Genomic DNA, 2,377 nt, shown 5'->3' with positions numbered 1-2,377 from the left:
AGTCGGCGGGCTGATTGAAGACGATGACTAGGCTGACGATCTGGCCGTCGCGCACGCTGAAGTAGTTCGTCAGAACAATTTCGTCGGGCAGATTGGTCCGGTCGAACGTGCCGTCGTAGACCCCGCGCACCACGCCGGGATGTCGTGCGCGCGAGATATCGCTTACCGCGACCCGCGCCCCATTGCCCAGGCCGCGATAAGGATCCAACTGTGCTCCGATCGGGGGCCGGCGCGCGCTTGTGCTAGGCCGAAGTTCCCCCTTGTAGGGCGGGTCTGAACTCTCGTTTGTATTGATGAGCGGGCATTTCGCGCTCAGAAGCAGCTTTGGTTCGTAGACATGTATAGTCCTTAACTACGCGGCGTGTCACACGGTGATGTACCGGTCTACCGTTGGCAAGTGTGCTACAAAGTAGACATGTATGTGGCGCGGATTCCGAATCGGGGGTCGCCGCCGGCCATCCTGCTGCGGGAAAGCTACCGCCAAGGCGGGAAGGTGAAGAACCGCACCCTGGCCAACCTGTCGCACTGGCCCGAGCCCAAGGTCGATGCGCTGGCGCAGACGCTCAAGGGGCTGCCGCCGAAACTGGATTTGTCGCAGGCCTTTGAGATCACCCGCAGCCTGCCGCACGGGCATGTCGCGGCGGTGCTGGGCACCGCACGTCGGCTCGGCGTGGAGGAGCTCATCGATGCCACGCCCTCGCGCACACGCGATCTGGTGACCGCGATGCTAGTCGCCCAGGTGATCGATCCCGGCTCCAAGCTGGCGGTCGCGCGGGGGCTGCGCGCCGAAACCGCCACCAGCTCCCTGGGACGGCTGCTTGGCGTGGCCAGCTGTGATGAGGACGACCTGTACGCGGCCATGGACTGGGTGCTTGAGCGCAAAGAGGTCATCGAAAACGCCCTGGCTGCCCGGCATTTGGTCAACGGCACGCTGGTGCTCTACGACGTGTCCTCGGCGGCGTTCGAGGGCCGCACCTGCCCACTGGGGGCAATCGGGCACCCCCGTGACGGGGTCAAAGGCCGGCTGCAGATCGTCTACGGGCTGCTGTGCTCGCCCGCCGGGATCCCGATCGCGATCGAGGTGTTCGAGGGCAACACCGCCGACCCCAACACCCTGGCCGCCCAGATCACCAAGATCAAAACCCGGTTCGGGCTGTCCCGGGTGTGTCTGGTCGGGGATCGGGGCATGCTCACCCACGCCCGCATCCGCGACGAGGTGCGCCCCGGGCAGCTGGACTGGATCAGCGCATTGCGCGCCCCGCAGATCAAAGCGTTGGTCGAGGAGGGCGCGCTGCAGCTGTCGCTGTTCGATACCCAGGACCTGTTCGAGATCAGCTCCCCGGAGTTTCCCGGCGAGCGGCTGGTGTGCTGCCACAACCCCGCCCTGGCCGAGAAGCGGGCCCGCAAACGCCAGGATCTGTTGGCCGCCACCGAAAAAGAACTCACCCCCATCGCCGCCGCCACCGGCCGCGCCAAACGCGCGCTGCGCGGCAAAGACAAGATCGCGCTACGGGTGGGCAAGGTGATCAACCACTACAAGATGGCCAAACACTTCACCCTCACCATCACCGACGAATCCTTCACCTTCACCCGCAACACCGAGGCCATCGCCGCCGAGGCCGCCCTCGACGGGATCTACGTGCTGCGCACCAGCCTGCCCGAACACACCCTGGGCCGCGACGATGTCGTGCTGCGCTACAAGAACCTCGCCGATGTCGAGCGGTTCTTTCGCACTCTCAACAGCGAACTGGACGTGCGGCCCATCCGGCATCGGCTGGCCGACCGGGTGCGCGCCCACATGTTCTTGCGCATGCTGTCCTACTACATCAGCTGGCACATGAAAGCCGCCCTGGCCCCAATCCTGTTCGTCGACAACGACAAACCCGCCGCGGCCGCCAAACGCGCCAACCCCGTCGCCGCGGCCCAACGCTCCGATCAGGCCCTGACCAAAGCGGCGCGTAAACGCACCCCCGAGGACACCCCAGTACACAGCTTCACCAGCCTGCTCGCCGACCTGGCCACCCTCTGCGCCAACCAGATCCAACCCGCCGACGACATGCCCGCATTCACCATGCCCACCAGCCCCACTCCACTACAGCGGCGAGCCTTCGAACTCCTCGACCTCTCCCACCGCCACGGCCTGGCGTAGTCAGTACAACCGCCCCACCACAGCGCAAAACCCCAGCTCAACGCCCCAACCCGTCACCACACCAGGGGGAACTTCGGCTTAGTTCAGGGAAGCAACCCTGGAGCAGCACATCGGGAATCGTTACCGCCAGCGCCATCGCCGAAGCGGAGTTGGTTCGCCGCTGGCATTATCGCTGCGGGCTCACGCCGCTTGCCCAGACAGCGCGGGCGTGTCCTCTCCAGTTGAGGC

General features: G+C 65.5%; 2 protein-coding genes. One reads left to right on the top strand and one right to left on the bottom strand.

The genetic code is table 11. The features are described 5' to 3' along the window. A partial coding sequence (locus ACR652_RS19950) for a hypothetical protein (protein ID WP_434508221.1) occupies positions 1–208 on the bottom strand: 208 nt, incomplete at its 3' end. Between the two features lie 207 nt (positions 209–415). Here ACR652_RS19950 and ACR652_RS19945 point away from each other — a divergent pair. Continuing rightward, positions 416–2,149: an IS1634 family transposase gene (locus ACR652_RS19945; protein ID WP_434508220.1), complete on the top strand. Its 1,734-nt coding sequence runs from the start codon at positions 416–418 to the stop codon at positions 2,147–2,149. The last annotated feature ends 228 nt before the right edge of the window (positions 2,150–2,377 follow it).

The organism is Methylocystis sp. (assembly GCF_051061225.1).
Lineage (GTDB): Bacteria > Pseudomonadota > Alphaproteobacteria > Rhizobiales > Beijerinckiaceae > Methylocystis.
The sequence above is the reverse complement of the archived record's forward strand: the minus strand, read 5'-3'. Positions and strand labels throughout refer to the sequence as shown.